Raw genomic sequence first — 21,281 nt, 5'->3', positions numbered from 1 at the left:
GCTTATTGCTCCACGTTGACAACATGTGTTTGATACCAAGCCCATGCTTCATCTCGCTCGGCGGCTGACGGTTTTTGCTCGCCACTAATGCCATCCACTTCAAACGCCAACTCATCCACGTTTGGCTTTTTGGTTGGCTTCAGCTCATATAATGCCGCAATGATGTGCGCTAGTTCTTCTGGGGCTTGGCTCAAGTCCAGTGCTACATCGCCGCCCACACTTCCTGACTCCAAGTGTGGTTGCGCCGCTGCACTTTCACTTGCTTGTATAACTTGCACCGTAAGGCGTGTATCTTTTTTAAGCGCTTCAAGCTGAGGCTCGGTAACACGGTGCTCGTTAACGCCACGCTTGAGGGTAATGCTGGCACGGCGGTAGCCATCAGGTTGCTGAGAGATAATGCGCACAGGGTAAATAGTCGGTTCAGCCATTTCATTTTCCATCCTATTGAAGAGCCCCAAAACGGGGCTTTGGGTTAGTGGTTACAGGTAATCGCCAACAACCAGTTTTAAGCGACCTTTAAGTTCGTTGGAGCTGCTTGACTCCAGTTCTCGTTCAAGCATCTTAGTTGCCACATCCTCAAGCTCGGGCGGCACCACAAGTGTGGTGGGGCGAATACCGAGCTTGCGGCCACCATCGGCAGTGAAGGTGCGCATTTTCTTGATGCTGTCCCAAAGGTTGTCAGGCGTTAGTGCGCGCTTGTTACCAAATGCCAGTTGCCAGAAGCTAAAGCCGCAAGCATCACGGCAATCCGTGCCATAGCGGAACTCTTTACGCGTGAACACGCTTTCATCATCCGGCTTCGTCATTGCCGTAAACTGTGGCTTTTTGCGCTCTTGGAAAATAATGGGTTTAAGTACCTTTGAGTTATCCATCACAAACCAAGCTGGGCCTGTATAGTTAACGTCTTCAGCCATATTTGCTACGCTCAGTGCGGCACCTGTTCCATCAGCATTTGGATAGACTGGGTGGTCGGTATCAAAGTAGTTCTGGCCGTCGTAACACANCATAGCGGAACTCTTTACGCGTGAACACGCTTTCATCATCCGGCTTCGTCATTGCCGTAAACTGTGGCTTTTTGCGCTCTTGGAAAATAATGGGTTTAAGTACCTTTGAGTTATCCATCACAAACCAAGCTGGGCCTGTATAGTTAACGTCTTCAGCCATATTTGCTACGCTCAGTGCGGCACCTGTTCCATCAGCATTTGGATAGACTGGGTGGTCGGTATCAAAGTAGTTCTGGCCGTCGTAACACAAGGTGGTAAAACCTTCGTTTAAGAGTGGAAAGCACATTTCATCTGGGTGAATGGCGGCAGCGCGTCCCATCTCTTTCATCAGCGATGCGTATAGACCAAGGTCGTCGTCCTCAATGTCGTTTCGGTCAACCCCGATGGTGGCTTCATAGTCATCATTTACAATGCTGTAGCCGTGGGCTTTCATGCTTTGAATATCTCGGTCACCCACCCACTTTTTAAGGGTAGGGAACTTGCCCAGCCAACCATAGGTATTGGATTTAGTGGTTGACGGGATGACCGTCGCAATTGAGGTGTATTGCGGTTGTGCTTCACCAAGGCCATCTTGGAAGTTCTTTTTAAAGCCCGTTTGCAGGCTAGTTATCAGTGCGGGTGTAATAATCGCCATTACTGGTCTTCCTCTTTNCATTTACAATGCTGTAGCCGTGGGCTTTCATGCTTTGAATATCTCGGTCACCCACCCACTTTTTAAGGGTAGGGAACTTGCCCAGCCAACCATAGGTATTGGATTTAGTGGTTGACGGGATGACCGTCGCAATTGAGGTGTATTGCGGTTGTGCTTCACCAAGGCCATCTTGGAAGTTCTTTTTAAAGCCCGTTTGCAGGCTAGTTATCAGTGCGGGTGTAATAATCGCCATTACTGGTCTTCCTCTTTACTTTTTGCGTAGTCGGCATGGCTAATACCCAGTTGATCAGCCGCGTATTTATCCTCGGCAGACAAAGCGGCGACGCCTGTTTTATCCTGCGATGGTGTTGGGGTTGGTTTGGACTGTTGAGCGTTAAGCGCAGCAATAGGTTGGCGGCTATCTAACACTGCATTGAGGGCGGCAAGACCGTTTTGCTCACCAAGCTGCTTGAGGTAATCAATCTCGGCGGCAATCACGCGGCCCTCAGCTTTGGCTTTATCAATAGCGGTTTCAATAGTCACGCCTTGGTGCTGGCTATTGAGTGCGGCCAGTTCGCCACGTAGCGCATTGTGTACATCAACAGGCACAAACTTGGTTAAGTCCACTTTGGTGTTCGACGTGGCTTGTTGAATTTGTGTGTTCAAGGCAGCAATTTGCTTGTCTTTACCTTCTGCGCCATCGGCCTTACTTTTCAGCTCGGTAATGGCCGCTTTGCCTTTTTCGATATGCTCGCTGGTAACATCACCGTCCACGGTAATGCCAAGCGCAGCGAGGAGTTGCTGGGCTTCGTTCATCTTGGGTGCTCCTGAGGAGTATTGCAGGTTTAACACTGCTACCTCTTCCATGCCCAGTACTGCGGGGTCATTGGTTAAGGCAACGTGAAGTAATTTGAATGGGCGACCTGTAGATTTGTCGTAAGCAAACACTGGGCTAACGTAGCGGTACTCTTTATTGCGTAGCGCACTCAGTGCCGCCGTAGTCCATTTTACGTTCTTGGCATATACGCCTTCGCCTGGCACATATTCCAAACCGTCGGATGCAAACCAACCAGCCGCTGGTGCAGGTTGGCCGTTCTGTGCTTTAAAAAGAGTTTGGTGGTCGTAATCAAAGAGGTAATCGTTAGCACGGCTAAGGGCAGCGGTTTTAAGATTATTAAACGCCGTTTCATCCATTAGCCATTTGTTGCCAGGGACTTCAAATGGTCTACCGTCATGGCCAGAGAATGCCCCATCAGGCATCAGCAGCACGCGAGGGCTAATACCACTTTCTTCAGGTTCGCTTGCCAAGCTACATACCGCAAGGCCAAAGTGCTGCGCTTGTGTATTACACACAGCAATAGAAGTCACCTCCATGTGTGATTGTCCGTATTGGCAGTTTATGGATTGTTGCGTTGAGGTATTTTGCATGTTCTGGCACTAAAACGTTTGTCTTGGTGCCAGTATGTGGATTAGGGTTGGAAGTGTATTTTAAACTGGGTTAATAAATACTAGTTAAGCTAAAAACGTCTACTTGTTGCTGGCCGTTGTATCATTGGTCGCTTTTGACTTTAAATCGACCTTCTTTAACACTTCCATTAGCATTTCTTGAGTATTTATTGGAAAGCTTTCTTGATTAGTGAACTGTCTGGAACCAAAAAGTTTCTGTGCGATCCCGATCTTTAATTGGTGCTGGGCTTCTTCAGGGAGAGATTTTATATAAGGGTCTATAGACTTGATGTCTAGTGCTGTTTGGTGGTAGTTGTATTCTTGTTGTCTGTGCTTCGTAGATTCTCGAGATAGATAGGCAGCAGGTATGGACAAGACAAATACCATAGCGGTTCTAAATAGAGATGACTGCCACTCAAAGTTAGTGTGTGTGGATTCCCAAAAAGAAAAGCACACAATGATTATAATTAGAGCCATGCAGAAAAGAGAACCGTAGCGAGTGTAGTCAGCGGCTTTTCTCTCTATTGCTGCACTTGACGAAAAATCCTTGGCTAAAGTCTTGGCGCCAGCTTCAGAAAGCAGATTATCAAGCTTTTCTAACCGTTGCTCAAACTCTTCTTGAATCCCCGTGACAATTTTATCTATCTTGCTGTTTGTAGAAGTCGCTTTACTCTCTAATTCACCGAATTCATCACTGTATGAGGAGTATGCGGTTCGGTAGTCACTCATTTGCTTTTCGATCTCTTTTTTGAAATCGGTAAATTGGTTTCTTAGAGAATTTAGTTCATGTTTTGATATTGTGAGAGACTCTCTTTGTTTTGCCAATAGCTCCTCTGCTTGTTGGTGAATTATTGATAAGTCACGTTTGTTTTCATCAGGAGTTTTTAGGTGAGGCTTGAACAAGTCTCTAAAAGTGCCGGCCACATCATATACAAGCTCTCTCAATGTATCGACATTATCTTTATCTTTATCACCTATATCTATATTAGGTGCGGGATAATTAATACCTTCGAAAGCAAACGAAAGCTCGCTGTCATGAATGGATGAAATCATTTCCTCAGTGATTGACATTATCACTTCGAGGTGAAGCGAAAACTCTCTAACAAAATCACTTTCATGATCGCGATCAATATAAGCACTTATCTCTTGGTCATCTGTGTCTAGTTGCTTTGTGTTATATTCCTTTCTTGCGCAGTTACCAGCCTCATTTACACTTTGAAGCAGCCGGTTGAAAAAAGAAAGTATAGGGGACTTAGATGTATAAATGCGATCTGCGGTTATTTGATTCAAGAAGATCTCTAATCGCATTAAGCTATTAGATAATTCAGAAATATTCTTTAAAATTACTCGAGCCATCGATTTTCCTTAATTAAATTCCATTGAAAGATTACAAATAGTCGAAGGTTATGTCTAGAAACGTTTCGAAACGCCTTTAACGCTCATATCACCTACAACAACACCCAACGCTAGCACTTGAACATGTAAAAACGCCTCAGAGGGCTTCTGAGGCGTTTTTTAATTTTCGGTAAAATAGTGACTCAACACGGCTAGAATATCGGATTCCTCATCGGGGCTTACTCCCAGATATTGCCGCTGGTCTATCGCGGCAGGCCCAGGTGCCATTTCTGGCAAACCGCCAAAGTTATGAATAGCAGCGTAAGGCTTGTTACTCCCAATCTGCGCCCAAAACGCGCCGCTGTCTGCGGCAATGCTGGCAGCTAAGCCGCCAGCACTGACTTGTAGCATTTGCCCGCCAACACGTTTGGGGTTTTGTTTTAGGTAGTTTTCACTAAGCGCTGGCCACGCGATGCCTGTTACTGGGCTACGCTCTTCGGCAAAGGCGTCTTCCGTTGCGCCTTCCATAATGGCGGCTATCTCGTTCATTGGGTCACTGAGGTCATCAAAGCGCTGTGCGATTTGCTCAAGCGCCTTAGTTGCATCACCGCTTGTGAGTATTTCAATTCTAGTGGTCATATTGTAATCACCGAGCTGTTGGGTAATAATTGTTTGTGGTGGTAGTGTTTCCAATGGGTAACGGTTATATGCGCTGCATATATGATATGAGTTCGAGTCTCATCCTACCGCCACTCCTCATAGGTTCCCCCTTTAATGCCACCTTCAATGTCACCGCTGTCGACTTTAAACACATTAATCAGTGTGTCGCTGTTGCTGTCAAAGCGAACAATCACCTTAATAGCTTGCTCACCTTGGTTTATTACGTACAGTACTTCACTTCGCTCCGGTTCCCACAATACGCTCGCACCGCTTTGGTTAATCCATTTGCTTAGGTTGATATACTCGCTTAGCTCAAGTGCTTGTCTACTGGCTTTGTGTTTTTCACTATGGGCATGAGCAAGCACACGCTCAGACAATACCAGCGTTCTACTCGCATCAATGCCTTTATCTAAAAGCTTTTGGTTTATGTCATCACTTAAAAAGCTCACCACCGTTTTATGTTGCGGCCTTGGGCCAAACGCTCTAAGCCCAGCCGTATCGCCAGCAAGTTTTGCTGCTTGATACTGCTCTATGCGTTCAATACTTTTACGCGTCCATAGCTCAAAAGCCTTGGCCCGTTCATCACTATTGTTGAGCGCCTGAATGGTCTCAGCGCGTAGCTGTGTGCTTTCCACTTTGCCTAGCTTCTGTGCCACGGCCACGTCAGTGCCAAAGGCACTTTGACCAGGCGAATAGGCCCAGCCCACATCTGGCGTCATCACATTGCCACTGGGTAACTTAACTCGTGCATGCTCAGTGGTTTTAACTTCGCCAGATTCGCGGCTCACAATCTCTGCATCAAACTGCTGCACATAGCCGCTGCCATCCTCCACGGTTAATCCGCGCGCTTTTACTTGCTCTGCCGTGAGCGCACGAACGCGACAGCGGCAACCCCAGCCATTGGGTGGGTATATGGTTTGCCAAATGGGGTCGTCAAACCGAAAGACCTTGCCATGCAGCAGTTTATGTTCAGGCCGTGTTTGTGCATCATCAATAGCAACATACTGCCAATACGGATGCGTTTTACTGCGAGCCAGCATGCGGCGATAGCGGCCACTCATATAGGCAGTTTGTAGATTGGTGCGATAAATATTATTTAAGCGGTAGGGGCTACCCAGTTGAACGCTATCACCTTGCTCATTCTTGGTTTTTCCCCACCAACCTAATCGCTGAAGCTCAGGCGTTAGCTGCTCTCTAAATTGTTTTGCCGTTAAGCCGTCAGCAAGCGCTGTGTCGGTGTACTTGCGTATGGCCTCTAGTACTTCCATGCTTTGCACACGGGCCACAGTAAACGCCTTGGCGTGCGCCGTAGTCAGTACGTCGTGCCACTCATCGCTTATCGCATAGCCTTTAGATTTAAAGTACGCCACCGCATCCTTAGGCGGTTTATTGAAAGCAATACTGAGATCAATCATTGATCATGCCCCAAATCTCACTCACAAAAATCAGCTTGGTGAGCATTTCGGTTAGTTGTCCTTGGTCGATTGTGGGATAAAGCTCGGCAAGCTCAATAGCGGCTAACTCTTCGCTTTGGTTAAGTTTGTCCAAAAGTGGTTGCAGTGTTGCTTTGTACTCTTCGCGCATATCGCCACTGGTGATTGCATCAATGGCAGTATCTAGCTCTGTTTGCGTGCTGCGTGTTTGGTATTCCGCATTAAGTGCGGCCACCGCTGTATTGAGTGCTGCGGTGTTATTGCCAGGCATCGGCTCGCTTGGCACTTCCAATACCGCTTCGCCTTCGCTTGGCTCTGGTATGTTCAAACGTTCATGCACCCATGTTTTAGGGATCTGCATTCCAAGGCTAACGAGCGAGCGCAGCGGATACGCCAGATCGCGCATTTCATCACTAGTCGAGGTATCAAACTCAAAACGTGGCAACCGGCGATTACCGTTGTACGATTTACCATTCAATGCGTACATAGGGTAAATCACATCGCGGTTTATGGTCTGCTCAAGCTGGTGTAAGTCGCTGAGTGTGATGTCTTCTTTGACGTCTTGGTGCACACTGCCCAGCGCATTGGTACTTGTTTTCCCATCCGCTTGACTTGTTAGCGTGCCACCTAACACCGCTTTAGACTGAGTTAGTTCACACCACCGGATCATACTTTCAAACGGATCTGCCTGGCCGTTGGCTGCACTTTGAAAATCAATCTCCATTCCCCGTGGAATGATCCCGCCAGCGTTATGGCCAATTGCCATAACTGCGCGCAGAAGCGTAGCTTTTTCGGGATCCGTTGCGCCACTGGGGTATTTGCCCACTCGCACAGGTAAGCCATAAATCTCTAAAAACTCCGCTAAGTCTCGTACGCTAAAATTCTTAAATAGGAATGGCCAAGCAAGTACTGACAGCAAACCTGCACGATGCACATAGCCACTCTTAGATTTATGAATATGCAGCGCCCAGCCAAATGGATTCAACGCTTCGCCTTCATCGCTGCTGTCATTCAGCATAATGCGATTAAAGTCGTTGGGGTGGGTTTTAAATATGTTTTGGTCTCGGTAGGCGTAACCTGTGATCAGTTGTTGCTTCTCGATGTAGTCCCATTGCAACTCGTTGGCACAAAAGCCTTTTAGCATGGCATCGGTTAAATCAAATTTAAAATCCGTAAACCAAGTCGCGTCCTCTAAGACCTCGGCGATCATTTCTGCGTCGCGCTTTTCAGCGGTTGAGGCATTACGTGGGGGCTTTATCTTCCAATCAAACCCAAGTACAGCGCGGCGGCGTTTACCCAGTTCGCAGCTTATGTGGCCGTCTTTGTCTTCAATGTCCTTTGCCAAGTCGGCCATCGCGGCCAAATTGCCTTCCTCCGCCTCTTTTAGCAAACTTGCAAGTTTCGCTGGGGTTAGGCCTTGCGTTGGGTGTTCAGCATATTGCCTAAGCAACATGCCCACTTGGGCATTTTCTTCAGTTTGATTTTTGTCTAGTTTATTAACTGATAGCGGATCGCCATTAATGTCTACTAGCATAGTTATACTCGCAAAATAGGTTTGATTGATACCACGTATACATCGAGGTCAAGGGTGTAGCGTTCAGCAGCTTCATAGGTGGGAGCCTCAATATCTATAAAGCCGCCAACGGTGGTAAAGATGTACTCGAACTTGATACGCCAGCGCATTACCAGCACCCCGCGCCCTGAAAGCTGCCTAGGTCTTCGTAGTTAAAATCGTTGCTGCCGCTCTTGCTTGGTAGCGGGGTGAACTCAATGGGGCAACCGTCCATCCAGCAAGCTCGGTTAGCCATACATAGACCAACCGCAAAGTCACCGTGGCGCTTGTCTGTTTTTTTACCGTCATGATCTTTAGTTTTGCCCTTATCAATCTTGGGAATACCGTTTACCACTTTGATGTGGCACATATCATCCAACACATTTTGATGACGTGGGATCTCGATATTGTGATCATCTAGTTCACCTTTTAACTTGGGCATCCACTCGGCATACCAGTTATCACTGAGGTGTACACATTCAACTAATTCAATACCAAATTCTAAGGCCGCAGCTTCGGCAAGATAGCCACCGTTACCCGTGGCATCAAAAGCAGCACCGCGTAGCCGTGGTAGTTGGCGCAATATAAAAAACACCACTTGGCGCTGCACTTCGTAAGGGGCGTTTTTAATTTCAATTACAAAAGGTACGCGCTTGTGTAAGTCAGCACGTATGCGAAGTGGCACTAATGATGTTAAATCTCCCGAGCGTGCAAAATCCTCACCGAAGGCATGTTGTTCTTCAGGGTTGAGCTTATCCAGTAATGGCTGGATCACATCTTTACAAAACTGTTCTGTTTCCTTGTAGCGCTGCTCTTTGGTCCATGTCATCCACTCATCAGTACATGTTAAACGATGTATTGGAATGCCCTTTGTCATGGCTTCTTCAATAACAACACGTTTTAGATAGTTGCCACCACTGCGCTTAGGTACACAAAAATATTCTTCGTCGGCACTCTCTTTATTGGGCGACTCATCAATCCTAGCCTGTCGCCACTCGGCCTCGGCTTCAGGCGACCATTCCCAACCCTTAACAAAGCATATACGTTTGTATAGCCCATCGTTTAATGCATCATCTAGGGTGATCCGGTGGACCGAATAAGGCTTTTTACCTTCCCGGGCATCTTTGATGTATTCATTGAATAAGTTATCTACACCGTTATGCGTAGAGATGATCCGCACGCGGCTGCCCCACATACGCAAAGCCATTGCAGCCTGAAGCAGTGCATCTAAAGATTCATGGAACGCGGCTTCATCTATAACCACATCACCTTGTAACCCCCGCAGGTTTGAGGGGCGGCTTGATAACGCTTGAATTTTAAATCCGCTGTTAGGAAAGCGGATCATGTACGTTAGGATCTCTTCTTTCTTTTCGCTGTCCCAAAATGTCTGCTCGTATACATCAGCTTTTGCCAACTGGTTAAATGCACGGGCAAACAACGCACAAGCGGCGATGTACTCCAGTGCCATTTCTTGTTTAGAGCCAACGTAAAAAACGTTGCTACCGTGGCGCTTTTTAGGTTTGCTGGCAGTTAACACATTGCGACCAGCTTCCGCCCACGTTAAACCAGTACGCCGCGACTTTTCAGCAATGCACACCCCTGATTCGTCCTCAAACCAACGTTGTTGGTAGGGTAAAAACACGGGGGCTTTGTCTGGTATTTCAAAGTCATCAGCATCAGGAACGTCAACACCGTAGAGTTGCATTTCCTCTTTTAGGTCTATTTTGGTGGGGCGGCTGGTAGCCGTTAATGTAGGCTTTTCACTCATTATGCTTTACCTAGCAATATGCCACGGATCTTATCTTCTAGCTCTTCGCTCATGCCGTCCTCACCGCGTAGTTCATCGCCTACGGCGTTTGCTGCTTCTTCAGCGAATGCTTTGCGGATGTCTTTTTCACGCTGGTGAGCCTTCATAGCTGTAGCTTCTAAACGTTGAGCGGCCAGCATGGCGTCTTTAATCATGCCAATGTCAACGTCGTCATCTTCGCTTGGGTTGAGCATTTGCTTTTGCATGGCGGTAAACAGTTGAGAGCGGCCCATCTCTAAGATCATTTTGGTGGTGTCGCCCGTAGGTTTATCACCCAGTTCCGCAGTAAGTGCCTTGGTTGTCTCGCGTAGCTCTCGTAAACGCTTGCCAATAGCTTCGGTCTTTTGTGCATGGCGACTGAGGCCACTACGCGAGATAGTCGCCTCCTCATCCATGCCCGCATCGAGAATACGCCGATTAATCGCATCTAAAATATCGGCCTGCGAATTGCCGCTATCACGCAGCATTTCATCCAACATTTTTTTGATGTCTTCAGGCAGCATGTCTATTTTTGAGGGTTTGCCTCTGCGTACCGCATCACTCATGGCTACTTACTCCGAGGACCAGGACGCTTAATACCAGGAACAACACTACGACCTGTTGCAACATCAGCACCAGTCTGAGTAATACTGGCAACCCAAGTATTGTTACTTAAACGGTCAATTGATACGTAACCGTTTTGCTCCAGCCAATTTAGTTGGGTATGCAATTGGTCACGGCTACAGCCGATAGCGTAGCGGTCTAAAATGTCTCCCAATATGCTGCTGTTTAGGCCGTAGTCAGGGGATTCGTTCAATGAGATCAAAATACTGATCCGTTGGTGTTCAGCCATTAATTCAATTATTGGCATGGGTTTACTCCGTTGTTGAATCGGTGGATGATTTTCTCTACACGGGTGTCACACCAAGTGCATACGAATAGCACGTAATCGGCTTCACCCTTTTTATAGTCAGCTGTTGTAACCAGCTGAAAATCTACTAGAGATGTCATGTTCTGGTCTTCTTGGGTTAAAAGAGTCAGTTTGTTGCCGCATATGCATGAGCTATGAATCACTGCCATGTCTAGTCCCTCGTAATTCGTTTTCCATCAGTAGTGATGTTGTGTTTTGCAACGTGACTAATTGAGGTGAAAGTGCGTCGATCTTGCCACCTACTTCGAGTAGGCTTTTCTCTAATCCATGAAAGTCTTCAGCACTTGGCATGTCTTCAACTCGTCGCTCCACTGCATGTACACGCCGTTCAAGCTCATCATGCTTTGCTCGGCTCACAAATGTGGCTCTTAGCCATGCAATAGAGCCTGCGCCTACGATTACCACACCAGCGGCTAGCATTTGCTTCCACCATTCAAGTAAAAACTCCATCATGGCTTCCTATAGTGTTTGGCTTGTCGCTCGCTTTGCTCGGCTCACAAATGTGGCTCTTAGCCATGCAATAGAGCCTGCGCCTACGATTACCACACCAGCGGCTAGCATTTGCTTCCACCATTCAAGTAAAAACTCCATCATGGCTTCCTATAGTGTTTGGCTTGTCGCTCTAACAGCTCTTGGCAATCCACACAGTGCTTACAGCTATGAATTGCATCACGTCTTGCCTTTGGAATTTCAATGCCACACTCCAAGCAGTGATTAAAATCGACATCTTGGCCAACAAAATTGGCTTTGTTTTTATTGAGCGCACGCTCTAAATCTTGCTCAGCCAAGCGCTGCGCTTGATCAACTACGTCCATTAGGTTTCCTTAGATTTTGAATGGCTGAAGCAGCCATGCTTTTTACACCCGGGGCGGCTTTCTCGACGCTACGCCCAATCACGTAGCCGCCAATACCAAGCTGCAACAGCTCCCACGCTTGCTCGCTGAGCCTAAACGCCAGCACGCCGAACGAGTCCAGTACAATTAGCACTAGAAAGGTCAACATGGTGATAGGTCGCCAGCAGCGTTGCAGGCGGCTCTCACCCTTGGCTTCAGCAGTAATAATTTGAGATTGAGCAGCCAACACCTGACCTTGTAGCTCAACAATTCGGCCCTCAAGAGCCAGCACCTGTGCGTGGCGTTGGTTGTCGATTTTTGCAAGTTCATTAGCAAGCTGCTGGCGCTCTTCATCGGATGTAAAAACATCGTCCAATAGTTTGCCAACCACAGTACCTAGTCCCACCCAATCACTCATGGCGCTCTCCAAATGTCTCAGCAAGACGTTGCCGCACCTGTTGATAGGTATTGTGGCCGTTTAGTCGGCATTGAATGTCAGTTTCACAAACAGACTGCCAGCCACGTCGAAACCGTGACTGCATCGTGCCGTCGTAGCTGTGCAGCGGAATTTGGTTGGCATCAAACGGTTCGCCATTTTGCCTCGCGGCAATCTCTGCTTTTATTCGCTTTATACGGCCTTGCGTGTAGCTCCATTGCCAGTTACGCCCCACGGTAAACCTCGGCATAACAGCGTTCAGTGATATGGCTTAGGCGGTTCATCCAGCCATTTAGGTTAGGGATTTGGCTATTGTCATCTAGACAAATACGCGCATATTTGCGGGCGCGGCGGCTGATCAGCTGGCTAATAAACAGGTTAGGTAAAATTGACTGGCATTTTTTGAGCGTACGTGAGCCAAATACGGCATCCACCTCAGCATCTGCAATACGCTGTACTATCCGTGTGATGCCGCTTAGTCCATGTTGTACTGAGCCATCCAATAGCATGAGTGCTACGCCGCTGTTTAACTCATCACAGTGCATCGGTTCCCAATAGTCGCGATAGTACAGTCGTATAGCATGGTCAATGGTGAGGTTGGCGATATCGAGTCGAGGGTATGCGCGCTGGCTAATGCCAAATTTAGTTAGGCCGCCACGGTCAGACGCAACATCGTTTAGGCCGCCATCGTCACGCAAGCCGCCCTCTAAATACAAAATGGTTAATATGCTACGGCTAAACGCATCACTGTAGCCACGCAACGCAGCGGCAATATTGGGTAGTTGGCGGTAATGTTCGAGTTGTTGAGGTGTGATCATTTGGCATCTCCATCAGGCTGTGCTGATAGAGTGCCAATAGCGTTGGTGAGTGTATTTTAAACTGGGTTAATAAATTACAGCAGCTCTTGCACGCTACTTAAGCCAGTGCCACTGTGATTTAAGAAACAAGAGGAATGCGTTGTGCCGTCATAGGCTCCATAACTGTTTTTTGCTTTGACCTCTAACCTAAGCACTTGTCTTGCTCCACTGCTGTCATGTGTCCATATTTTTCTATAACTAACAAGTTGCACCGAGTCAGGATCTTTCCAAGCACGATTTTCTTTGACGTAGGCGAGGCATTCTTCAACCAATTTGTCAGGCGATGGCCTAGTGCTTGGTGCGTTACTTCTTACTTTTACTTTTTCAGCATCTTTAGCACATGGCCTATCACTATATGTTATTACACCATCTACGTCGCATTTGTAGACTTCAAACGCAAGGGTAGAACTATTGACGCAAAGAATAAGTGGGATCATCATTAATTTCATAAAACTATCCTTAGTTAGGTTGGCTTTTTAATATAAGCGAAAAACCCGATAAGTAAAAAGGCTTTTAAGTAAACTTGTTAACATAAGGTATCAATAAATCACCTGATATCTGGTGCTTTTTTCGCAACGAATACTGCTCCACTTTCAAAGAGTAACGCTAAATTCGGGCGCTCTGTCGCAAATGAGTAAAATTATTCCGAAAATAAACACAAAACTATTTGCCTAACATTTGGCAAATGTTATAGTTGAGTTAATGGATTGAGTAACCAGTAGTAACGTAGCACGGACAGCCACGGCATCCGTTCCCATTTTTAATCTAGTTTAAAATAAATCCATTTAAAAAGTGTTAAGCTGATAGCTCCCAACTACAGGAGTTTTTAAAAATGCACATAAAAAAATCTAGCAAAAGTACTATCAAGCTTCTTAATAAAAGAACGTTGATTTTGATTACTGGTGGTAATGGCAGCGGGAATGATCCTGGTGCAAAGACTAAAGCTGTGGAAGCTCCAGAAGTCCAATATTATGCAGGTTTGAAAAGCGATAATAAGAAGTAAGTTGAGTTGTAAACATGTTCCCAGATTACCTAAACAAGCTACATGAGATAAATACATGGATTTGGTTGATTTCAGTAATTGCACCATTGGTGATGTATTGTTTGAAAATCGGGTCTCGCTCTTATTACATAGCTTCGGCAGTCTGGGTTCTTTCTCAATTCTTGAACCTTAGGATCGAACCCTATTTAAATGAGATTGTCTCTGCATCGAGGGACAATCTAGTGTTTTGGTACGGTACTTGGGCAACTTTAGATGTTTTGTGTATATTTGTGATCTACTACGCTCATATTAGACATAAAGCTTGTATCGGTTTCACATCACTGAGTGTTATGTTTGCGTATTCAGCGTTGGGCTTCCTTCAAATAGCTCGATTCTTTGAGCTAGAAATTTTCGGCACACACCATTTAAGCACGTTATACACACTGGGAATTAATTCAGGGAATCTGGCGATAAGCTCGTTGATCGCTTTACCGTTAGTCGGTTATCTATGGGAATATAAACTAAAGCCAAGGAATCAAAATGTTTAGTCTTATATATTTTTCCGGTTTAATAATATTGAGCATAACAATTATGATGGCCTCTGTTAAATTGCGAGGAGGTCCAAAAGACTACGTGAACAGTGATGCTTTTCAGGATGATGGACTGGGAACCAAAGCTTATGTGCTACTTAGACAAAGAAGAGATATTGACAGCATGAACGACCAATTTACAAAATATATGGCGTTGGTTGAGTGGAAAGATGAGGCTGATGCCTTCAACATTCTTTGTGAGTCGAGTTATAAAAATACAAAACCATCAAACCTTATTGAGTTCAGCAAAAAAAAGTAGAGGGTTACTTTGAGCTTCTACTTTTTGACTCTATTACCTCTGGCTGATAAACCTCTCCAATCTCTCGAAACAAACTAAACATTGCCATATTTACCAAAGATTCAACTTTCGCATCTGGTGACTTCGTCAGTAAGCCTAACTCAGCCGTATTGTATAAAAATGCAGTCAGAGCTTCTTGAATATTTTGCTTGCTAAAGCACACAACTCCATCTTCTTGTATCTGAGTACGTTTGCCTGTTACTAGATAGCCAACATCAAATCCTAACTTCGCTAGTTCAGTTAACTTGTCTGAAGGTATTGGAGTACCACTTTCCCACCTGTAATAGGTGGACTTACCAACTTGAATAGAATCATAGACTTGCTTTTGTTGGAGGCCTAGTCTCTCTCGTTCTTCAATTAATTTATGGTTCATATATGGGAATTCATGTTGACAGGGTTCATATGTGAACCCTATACTTAGCCTAACAATTAACCAAACCTTTTATTTTCACTCGCCAAAGTTCAGGTAAAAGGTTTACTCAAAAAGGTAATGTACTATGAAATCCTCCGAAATTAAACAAGCTATTGCAAACGAAGGCTATTCGCTTTCTATGGTTGCTGATGCACTAGGTGTTAGTCTCGCAACTGTTTCAGGTGTCGTTTGTGGGCACACTAAGTCTCAAAAGGTCGCAAATGCTATTGCCAAGATCATAGGTAAAGAGACCTGTGATGTTTTCCCCAACGTTACAGTAAGCCCACCAAGAGGGCTGATTAACAGAGAGCAAGGCGTTAACCAGCTTCAACAGCTTTTGGCCTCGTAAGGGCTAAGTAACCACTTTACTAATAACTGAGTTACCGAACTTACAGGAGCCACACAATGCACATAATTAGCCCGTACATAGCACAATGCTATCAGCGCCAACAAAGCCGTGTTTTGTTGTTGGTACAGTCGATTAACCACCACTCTGCGCTCTATATGCGTATAGCTGCCAAGTTCAACAATAAGCTGGCGTATTTCTCGCGCACTAGCCTGATACAGAGCAGGGTTAGGCTTGTCGTTAATGCACAACCATTCAAGCAAGTTATTAAATTGGTAAGTAGCAAATTCGGTTTGCATGGTTTGATCTCCCGTTTACGTGATGATCAAATTCTAGCCAGCAAGATCACTCCTTGGGAAGTTCCAAAAATTCTTTCTTTTTGGAATACCCGTAAGCTGACTTTAGCATTGCAAGTTGGGGGGACTTATGACCAAGCCTAAACGCCGCCAGTGGAGCCGTGTAGTCGCTCGCAGCCTGCCTGAGTCCTTACAACTTTGTAAGGAGCATGGAATGGCGACACGCAATATGAGCGTGCCACGTATCGCCGATAGAACGGGTGTAAGCACCGATATGCTTTATAAATACCTTGGTAATGGCGATATGCCCGCCAGCCTATTAATTCCATATATGGCTGCAACAGGTAGAGAATACCCACTCCAATATATGGCACACAGCCTTGATAAGCTGGTTGTCGATATGCCTAAAAGCAAAAAGCCGTCAATGCCAACATTGAATCATCTAAACCAATTTGCAAACCAAGTAATTGGTATGGCCATGCAATTGGAAGAAGGTGGTGGAAACCATCAACACGTTGCAGAGCAAATAGTTGTTCTGATGCAAGAATTGGCTTACCAAAAACTCGAAGTCGAACGTCTCGACGATCCCCAGCAGCAGCTTATTTAGGAGCTAATAGTATGACTATCAAAGACCAAGTTGCGCCTAAAAAACGCCAACCAGAGCAAAATACAAGCATTTGTATTGGTAAGCATGCAGGTAAAACTGTGCTGCTAATGAGTATGGAGCAGCTAAAAGCACTGGCACACGGAAAACCACAAGGAGAGAACGCATGAGCTTATTAACCAAACCCGTTAGCGCTGAGCATATAAGCGTACACAACAACCGCCCTCTAATTCAGTGCAATTGTTGTAAACGAATTGAGCAAGCAAAGCAGGCAGTAACTAAAAGCGCATGGCTGCAAGCTGCAAATCATATTGGATGGCGTCATGTTCAAAGTGAAGCGTTTGATATCGACGTTGTGTGCCCTAGTTGCGTGAGTGATTTTAACAACCCAGTTAGAAAACCAATGAAGCCCATTAAGAGAGTGTCAGCATGAGCCAATACATATCAGCACAGGTGCAACGTGTACTGGCGGCGGTTGAGTTGATGGCGGGTAAAGAGCTGGATGGTGTTGAGCCAAAGCAACTGGCCAAGGAGTTAGACACTAGTCCAGCAGATGTAACGCGCATATTGGCAAATTTGGCACAAGCGGGTTGGGCTGAGCGCCTACCGGGGAATGAAAAGCGCTGGCGCTTACATAAAAAGCCAGTGCAGCTGAGTAACACGGTAGACCACAACATGAAAAACGTACTGCGCAACTTACAGCAAGAGTACAACAACTACAGTATTTTGAGGTAGTTATGAGCGAGAAAGATATAACACCGACGGTTGAGAAAGCCCTAGTTGACGGGAAAGATTTGCTTGCTTCAAAGCAAGACGCGCTGCTGCAACTAGGTCAAATTCAAGCATTCAGCTTTATGGGAAAACTCGTCACAGTGACGGAATTGAAGCTAGCTCTGCAAATTAAAGAAACCAAGAGCTACAAAGGATTAACGTATCAAGACGATAAAGGAAAAGTCGTCACTGTGACGACTTGGGAACAATGCTGCAAACATATTTTAAAAACTGATTGTCAAAACTTGGACCGCAGACTAGTAAACCTTCAGCAGTTTGGTGAAGAGTTCTTCGAAGCTGCGCAGCAAATGAAACTAGGCTATCGGGACTTACGAGCTTTACGTCAATTACCTGAAGAAGATCAAACATTGGTTATTGAATCAGAGGCCGTTGAAACAGGTGATACTGAAGCTGTAAAAGAGTTAATCGACGAACTCAAGGCCAAACACGCCAAAGAGAAAGACAAGTTAACGCAGGAGCTGGACGCAACCGAGCGCATGCTCAAAGTGTCTCGTGATTCTTCATCCAAAAAAGAAGAAGAAATCATCAAGCTTAAAACCGACTTAGAAAGCAAAAAGTTTAGTGCCGAACGCTGGAAAGGCGAAGCCAAGTCATTTTTTGAGGCATTGGCTAAAACTCAAAACCAAATCCGTGAGGGATTCAATCAATTGCTGGTACTCAGTGAGCAGTTAGAGACTGTGCAAATTGACGATAAAACCTACGATGCCGCTAAGTCTGCGTTTTACGCTGACAGCAAAATTTTACTAACTCAACTCGCCCATGTGTGGAATGAAATACACCGCACCTATGGTGATCTGGATGACGCGCGCCCCAGTGGTGAGTGGCTGGCAGAACTCGGCTTTGAAGGCACGGAGGTGATTGAATGAACGCACTCTCTCTAGAGTACTGGGCTGAGCAGCTAGACAACGCAGGCCACGGCCAAAAAGGCACAATCCGTGAGCAAGCATGTAAAACGCTAGGGCTAAGTAAAGACGCGCTATATCGCCGATTAAAAAGCCTTGGCTGGCAAAGTGGCAAGGCCAAACGCAGTGATGCAGGCACAACAGCGATGGACGATGAAGCCTTGAATATGCTGGTGGCCATTTTAAACCAAGGGGTACGTGATAATGGTAAGCGGATCATGGATGTTACCACGGCTAAATCAATCTTGGTTGCTAATGGCTATGCCTGCTTAAGTACTAGCCAGATCAGCCGTGTACTAGCTAAACGTAATGCCTCAGTTAGCGCGTTAGATAGAGCAACACCGCATGTTCAAATGCGCAGTTTAGCGCCTAATCATGTACATCAAGTAGACCCGTCTTACTGCTTACTTTATTACCCGCCAGGTAAAAAAGGCAAAGTGCAGCGCTACGCGAATGACTCTGAGTTTTACGCAAACAAGCCAGAGAACTTAGAGCGCATAAAGCACTTGCGAGTGTGGCGTTATGTATTGGTTGACCACAATAGCGGCATGATCCGCGTGCGTTATTACGAGTCGGCAGGTGAAACGCAGGCTAACATGTTTGATTTTTTAATGTGGTGTTGGAAGCAACATGACGGCTCGCCATTTATGGGCGTGCCGCAAATTCTGCTATGGGATAAAGGCAGTGCTAACACAGGTAAAGCAATTACCAATGTATTAGATGCACTCAAAGTTAAAAACATACCTCATGAGGCTGGAAACCCACGTGCTAAAGGGGCTGTGGAAGTGGCAAACAACATTGTTGAAAAGCAATTTGAAAGCCGCATTTTGTTTGAACCGGTTAGCAGTGTTGACGAGCTAAACGAGTCGGTATGGGCATGGCAAGAGGCATTTAACGCCAACAAAATACCTGGCATGAACTGCAAGCATAGTCGGCACAAACAAGCACGTTCCGATGTATGGCTAACCATATACCAACCACAAAACCGCGACTACCTGCGCATGTTACCCGATGAGCAAATTTGCAGGTTACTACTGACCAAAACAGGTGAAACACGGAAGGTGAACGGTGATTTGGAGATCACTTATGTTCACCCACGTACCAAACAGCAGCACCGCTATGACGTTAGTGAGCTGGAGCATGTACGTAACGGGATCACGGTTTCGGTTAGTCCAATTATTGTGGGTGATACGCCGGATTTATTAGTAGGTGTTACAACCCCCCTTGATGAAGTGGTGTATCACCAAGTTCAGCCAGCAGATGTTGGTGAAGATGGCTTTAGGTTAGACGCCCCTGTAATTGGTGAAGAGCACATCCAAAACAACGACACAGCGACTCAAAGCGCAGCTAAAGCAGCGGATAGGCTCGCTTTTGAAAATCTCAGTGATGCAGAAATCAAGCAGGCTAAGAAGAAAAAGCTAGCTCCATTTGGAGGCGCTTTGGTCGCTCATACACACCTCAAAAATGTTGAGCACGACACCCGCATTGCGCCTAAGGGAGAAACTATTGAGCTAGACAATCCGATTGCTAAGCAAGTCGCCGAAGGCTCGCGTAAAGGCAAGGTGTTGGACTCGCTCGATTTACGCATGGTTGTCGCACAGCGTTTGGGTAGGCCGCTGCGTCCTAACGAAATTGATTGGCTGCATGGCCAAAGCATTGCTGAAACGGAAGTGTCAGCGGTTGTTGAACAGTTGCACCTTGGAATTGTGGAGACTCCAGTGCTGAAGATAGCGAGATAGCAGTTGAAAATAACAAAGCTTAGCCATGTGTTTGAAGTACTGGGAGTTAAGCAAGCCCAAGTAGTAAAAGCATTAGCCGCTAAAGGGTTGAAATTTAGCAAAGCTAGTTTAAGCCGTGTAGCAACACAAGCCGACTGGCCAAAAACCTGTGATAGCAAAGCGATTAAAGCAGCCATTGCAGAGTATTTAAAAGAACTCGGTGCAACCAGCGAGCAACTAACCGATTTGTTTACCTGGTATGAGCCAAACAAGAACGCACAACCTGAAGTTGAATATGAAGATCCGGAGCCTGAAATGCTAACAGCTAACGCAAAGAAGTTTTTTAAACTACGTCGTGACCCGTTTGAAAACGAGAAAGCGATTAAAGCAGCCATTGCAGAGTATTTAAAAGAACTCGGTGCAACCAGCGAGCAACTAACCGATTTGTTTACCTGGTATGAGCCAAACAAGAACGCACAACCTGAAGTTGAATATGAAGATCCGGAGCCTGAAATGCTAACAGCTAACGCAAAGAAGTTTTTTAAACTACGTCGTGACCCGTTTGAAAACGAGATAACGAGCGAGGATGACCTATTTTTGGTTGATGCCCACCGTATTATTTTAGAAGACATGCTAACGGCCGCGAACGCTGGCAGCATGATTGCACTCTATGGTGAGTGTGGAAGCGGCAAGACGATTATTCGCCGCACTTTTATTCACCAAGTGCAACAAGATCATCCTGATGTGATTTTGATCCAACCTGCACGATTAGACCGCCGCAAAATAACCGCAGAGTCTATCTCTACCGCTATTTGTAGAGCGCTACAAATCAAACATAAACCAAGTGCTGAAGAGCGTGATGCAGCAATAGAAGAGGCATTAATTGAAAGCGCCAACAATGGCCATTTACATCTAATGGTAATTGATGAGGCGCACGATTTAAGCGCTGATGTGATCAAGCTACTGAAGCGTATTTGGGAGTTAACGCACGGGTTTAGGCGTGTGATGGGGATTGTACTGATTGGCCAGTCGGAACTTGCCAAAAAGTTAAGCGGCCAGCACGTTCGTGAGTTTAGCTGGCGCTGTAATCAAATACGGATGCAGCCGCTAGGGATTTATGTTCCCCAGTATATTCGCCATAAGCTATCTCGCGTTGGTGTAGATGCTGACAAAATTTTTACCGAAGACGCCCTTAGCGCCATACGCGGCAAGTGTATGGGGCGCATTCGCCACGGCATTGCATTGGATGATGCAGAGCTAGACCGCTCTTACCCACTCAATGTGAATACTTGGCTTGCTAAGGCCATGAATGCCGCCGCTCAAATTGGTGAGCAGCAGATCACAGAATCATTAGTTTTAAAGGTATAGCCATGAGTCAACAGGTAGAAATTCAATTAACGGGTATGGCGTTGGTTCAAGTGACTAAAACGGTCACCG

The 21,281-nt window shown here is 46.0% G+C and carries 32 protein-coding genes; 10 read left to right on the top strand and 22 right to left on the bottom strand.

What is annotated here, in order from left to right; all coding sequences use genetic code 11:
- Positions 1 to 2 precede the first annotated feature (2 nt).
- The 20 genes from DS891_RS23885 to DS891_RS23790 all read right to left on the bottom strand — a co-directional run bounded on the left by DS891_RS23885 (position 3) and on the right by DS891_RS23790 (position 13,353).
- Positions 3 to 428, bottom strand: a complete 426-nt coding sequence (locus DS891_RS23885; RefSeq protein ID WP_174171125.1) for an HI1506-related protein — start codon at positions 426 to 428, stop codon at positions 3 to 5.
- Positions 429 to 479: 51 nt separating this feature from the next.
- Positions 480 to 1,007, bottom strand: a complete 528-nt coding sequence (locus DS891_RS23880) for a Mu-like prophage major head subunit gpT family protein (protein WP_254606042.1) — start codon at positions 1,005 to 1,007, stop codon at positions 480 to 482.
- Complete coding sequence (locus tag DS891_RS23875; protein ID WP_174171123.1) at positions 976 to 1,638, bottom strand: Mu-like prophage major head subunit gpT family protein; 663 nt, start codon at positions 1,636 to 1,638, stop codon at positions 976 to 978. Before DS891_RS23875 ends, DS891_RS23880 begins: the two co-directional genes overlap by 32 nt.
- The gene (locus tag DS891_RS23870; protein ID WP_174171122.1) at positions 1,607 to 1,888 is read right to left on the bottom strand and encodes a Mu-like prophage major head subunit gpT family protein; all 282 of its coding nucleotides are present in this window, start codon (positions 1,886 to 1,888) and stop codon (positions 1,607 to 1,609) included. The genes DS891_RS23875 and DS891_RS23870 overlap by 32 nt, the downstream gene beginning before the upstream one ends.
- Entirely contained in the window at positions 1,888 to 3,063 is a 1,176-nt protein-coding gene (locus DS891_RS23865) for a phage protease (RefSeq protein WP_254606040.1), read from the bottom strand. Before DS891_RS23865 ends, DS891_RS23870 begins: the two co-directional genes overlap by 1 nt.
- 99 nt (positions 3,064 to 3,162) lie before the next feature.
- Positions 3,163 to 4,437 carry a hypothetical protein gene (locus DS891_RS23860; protein WP_174171121.1) on the bottom strand — a complete coding sequence of 425 codons (1,275 nt, stop codon included), beginning with the start codon at positions 4,435 to 4,437 and terminating at the stop codon, positions 3,163 to 3,165.
- Between the two features lie 159 nt (positions 4,438 to 4,596).
- Complete coding sequence (locus tag DS891_RS23855) at positions 4,597 to 5,055, bottom strand: phage virion morphogenesis protein (RefSeq protein ID WP_174171120.1); 459 nt, start codon at positions 5,053 to 5,055, stop codon at positions 4,597 to 4,599.
- A 104-nt stretch (positions 5,056 to 5,159) separates the two neighbouring features.
- Positions 5,160 to 6,491 (bottom strand): phage minor head protein, encoded by a 1,332-nt coding sequence (locus tag DS891_RS23850; protein WP_174171119.1) that lies wholly within the window; start codon positions 6,489 to 6,491, stop codon positions 5,160 to 5,162.
- Positions 6,484 to 8,043, bottom strand: coding sequence for a DUF935 domain-containing protein (locus tag DS891_RS23845; RefSeq protein WP_174171118.1), 1,560 nt, complete (start codon positions 8,041 to 8,043; stop codon positions 6,484 to 6,486). Before DS891_RS23845 ends, DS891_RS23850 begins: the two co-directional genes overlap by 8 nt.
- Before the next feature lie 2 nt (positions 8,044 to 8,045).
- Complete coding sequence (locus tag DS891_RS23840) at positions 8,046 to 8,192, bottom strand: hypothetical protein (RefSeq protein WP_174171117.1); 147 nt, start codon at positions 8,190 to 8,192, stop codon at positions 8,046 to 8,048.
- Positions 8,192 to 9,829: a terminase family protein gene (locus tag DS891_RS23835; RefSeq protein WP_174171116.1), complete on the bottom strand. Its 1,638-nt coding sequence runs from the start codon at positions 9,827 to 9,829 to the stop codon at positions 8,192 to 8,194. Before DS891_RS23835 ends, DS891_RS23840 begins: the two co-directional genes overlap by 1 nt.
- Positions 9,829 to 10,413, bottom strand: coding sequence for a DUF3486 family protein (locus tag DS891_RS23830; RefSeq protein ID WP_088531240.1), 585 nt, complete (start codon positions 10,411 to 10,413; stop codon positions 9,829 to 9,831). Before DS891_RS23830 ends, DS891_RS23835 begins: the two co-directional genes overlap by 1 nt.
- Before the next feature lie 2 nt (positions 10,414 to 10,415).
- A complete protein-coding gene (locus tag DS891_RS23825) occupies positions 10,416 to 10,718 on the bottom strand; it encodes a hypothetical protein (RefSeq protein ID WP_138581847.1) in 303 nt (100 codons plus the stop codon).
- A gap of 192 nt (positions 10,719 to 10,910) precedes the next feature.
- Positions 10,911 to 11,231 carry a DUF2730 family protein gene (locus tag DS891_RS23820; RefSeq protein ID WP_239966687.1) on the bottom strand — a complete coding sequence of 107 codons (321 nt, stop codon included), beginning with the start codon at positions 11,229 to 11,231 and terminating at the stop codon, positions 10,911 to 10,913.
- Positions 11,232 to 11,237: 6 nt separating this feature from the next.
- A complete protein-coding gene (locus tag DS891_RS24755; protein WP_302480161.1) occupies positions 11,238 to 11,372 on the bottom strand; it encodes a hypothetical protein in 135 nt (44 codons plus the stop codon).
- Entirely contained in the window at positions 11,369 to 11,593 is a 225-nt protein-coding gene (locus tag DS891_RS23810; RefSeq protein WP_088531237.1) for a TraR/DksA C4-type zinc finger protein, read from the bottom strand. Before DS891_RS23810 ends, DS891_RS24755 begins: the two co-directional genes overlap by 4 nt.
- Positions 11,580 to 12,029 (bottom strand): 3TM-type holin, encoded by a 450-nt coding sequence (locus DS891_RS23805; RefSeq protein WP_174171115.1) that lies wholly within the window; start codon positions 12,027 to 12,029, stop codon positions 11,580 to 11,582. The genes DS891_RS23810 and DS891_RS23805 overlap by 14 nt, the downstream gene beginning before the upstream one ends.
- On the bottom strand, positions 12,022 to 12,297 hold the full coding sequence (locus DS891_RS23800) for a hypothetical protein (protein ID WP_217448701.1): 276 nt from the start codon (positions 12,295 to 12,297) through the stop codon (positions 12,022 to 12,024). Before DS891_RS23800 ends, DS891_RS23805 begins: the two co-directional genes overlap by 8 nt.
- Positions 12,272 to 12,865, bottom strand: coding sequence for a glycoside hydrolase family 108 protein (locus tag DS891_RS23795; RefSeq protein WP_174171114.1), 594 nt, complete (start codon positions 12,863 to 12,865; stop codon positions 12,272 to 12,274). Before DS891_RS23795 ends, DS891_RS23800 begins: the two co-directional genes overlap by 26 nt.
- Positions 12,866 to 12,939: 74 nt before the next feature.
- Positions 12,940 to 13,353 carry a DUF4124 domain-containing protein gene (locus DS891_RS23790; RefSeq protein WP_174171113.1) on the bottom strand — a complete coding sequence of 138 codons (414 nt, stop codon included), beginning with the start codon at positions 13,351 to 13,353 and terminating at the stop codon, positions 12,940 to 12,942.
- Positions 13,354 to 13,736: 383 nt separating this feature from the next.
- On the opposite strand from DS891_RS23790, the gene DS891_RS23785 reads away from it, so the two are divergent.
- Together DS891_RS23785 and DS891_RS23780 are read left to right on the top strand one after the other, a co-directional pair.
- Complete coding sequence (locus DS891_RS23785; protein ID WP_157757238.1) at positions 13,737 to 13,907, top strand: hypothetical protein; 171 nt, start codon at positions 13,737 to 13,739, stop codon at positions 13,905 to 13,907.
- A 519-nt stretch (positions 13,908 to 14,426) separates the two neighbouring features.
- Complete coding sequence (locus DS891_RS23780) at positions 14,427 to 14,735, top strand: hypothetical protein (protein WP_174171112.1); 309 nt, start codon at positions 14,427 to 14,429, stop codon at positions 14,733 to 14,735.
- A 4-nt stretch (positions 14,736 to 14,739) separates the two neighbouring features.
- Here the strand turns inward: DS891_RS23780 and DS891_RS23775 are convergent, their stop codons facing one another.
- Positions 14,740 to 15,147 (bottom strand): helix-turn-helix domain-containing protein, encoded by a 408-nt coding sequence (locus DS891_RS23775; RefSeq protein ID WP_088531229.1) that lies wholly within the window; start codon positions 15,145 to 15,147, stop codon positions 14,740 to 14,742.
- Positions 15,148 to 15,271: 124 nt separating this feature from the next.
- On the opposite strand from DS891_RS23775, the gene DS891_RS23770 reads away from it, so the two are divergent.
- Positions 15,272 to 15,535 (top strand): helix-turn-helix transcriptional regulator, encoded by a 264-nt coding sequence (locus tag DS891_RS23770; RefSeq protein WP_088531228.1) that lies wholly within the window; start codon positions 15,272 to 15,274, stop codon positions 15,533 to 15,535.
- Here the strand turns inward: DS891_RS23770 and DS891_RS23765 are convergent.
- Positions 15,514 to 15,831, bottom strand: a complete 318-nt coding sequence (locus DS891_RS23765) for a hypothetical protein (protein ID WP_174171111.1) — start codon at positions 15,829 to 15,831, stop codon at positions 15,514 to 15,516. The genes DS891_RS23770 and DS891_RS23765 overlap by 22 nt on opposite strands.
- A 127-nt stretch (positions 15,832 to 15,958) precedes the next feature.
- Here DS891_RS23765 and DS891_RS23760 point away from each other — a divergent pair, with 127 nt between their 5' ends.
- From DS891_RS23760 to DS891_RS23730, 7 genes are read left to right on the top strand one after another with little or no spacing between them, the layout of a single operon-like run.
- A complete protein-coding gene (locus DS891_RS23760) occupies positions 15,959 to 16,435 on the top strand; it encodes a hypothetical protein (RefSeq protein WP_095729158.1) in 477 nt (158 codons plus the stop codon).
- 11 nt (positions 16,436 to 16,446) lie between these two features.
- Positions 16,447 to 16,602, top strand: a complete 156-nt coding sequence (locus tag DS891_RS23755) for a hypothetical protein (protein WP_157757237.1) — start codon at positions 16,447 to 16,449, stop codon at positions 16,600 to 16,602.
- Complete coding sequence (locus tag DS891_RS23750; RefSeq protein ID WP_088531225.1) at positions 16,599 to 16,865, top strand: hypothetical protein; 267 nt, start codon at positions 16,599 to 16,601, stop codon at positions 16,863 to 16,865. The genes DS891_RS23755 and DS891_RS23750 overlap by 4 nt, the downstream gene beginning before the upstream one ends.
- On the top strand, positions 16,862 to 17,167 hold the full coding sequence (locus DS891_RS23745) for a MarR family transcriptional regulator (RefSeq protein WP_138581838.1): 306 nt from the start codon (positions 16,862 to 16,864) through the stop codon (positions 17,165 to 17,167). Before DS891_RS23750 ends, DS891_RS23745 begins: the two co-directional genes overlap by 4 nt.
- A 2-nt stretch (positions 17,168 to 17,169) precedes the next feature.
- Positions 17,170 to 18,090, top strand: coding sequence for a hypothetical protein (locus DS891_RS23740; protein ID WP_174171110.1), 921 nt, complete (start codon positions 17,170 to 17,172; stop codon positions 18,088 to 18,090).
- A complete protein-coding gene (locus DS891_RS23735) occupies positions 18,087 to 19,865 on the top strand; it encodes a DDE-type integrase/transposase/recombinase (protein ID WP_174171109.1) in 1,779 nt (592 codons plus the stop codon). Before DS891_RS23740 ends, DS891_RS23735 begins: the two co-directional genes overlap by 4 nt.
- A gap of 3 nt (positions 19,866 to 19,868) precedes the next feature.
- The gene (locus DS891_RS23730; protein ID WP_174171108.1) at positions 19,869 to 21,212 is read left to right on the top strand and encodes an ExeA family protein; all 1,344 of its coding nucleotides are present in this window, start codon (positions 19,869 to 19,871) and stop codon (positions 21,210 to 21,212) included.
- Positions 21,213 to 21,281 lie beyond the last annotated feature (69 nt).

It is taken from the genome of Pseudoalteromonas sp. JC28 (assembly GCF_013319255.1).
Classification (GTDB): domain Bacteria; phylum Pseudomonadota; class Gammaproteobacteria; order Enterobacterales; family Alteromonadaceae; genus Pseudoalteromonas.
The sequence above is the reverse complement of the archived record's forward strand: the minus strand, read 5'-3'. Positions and strand labels throughout refer to the sequence as shown.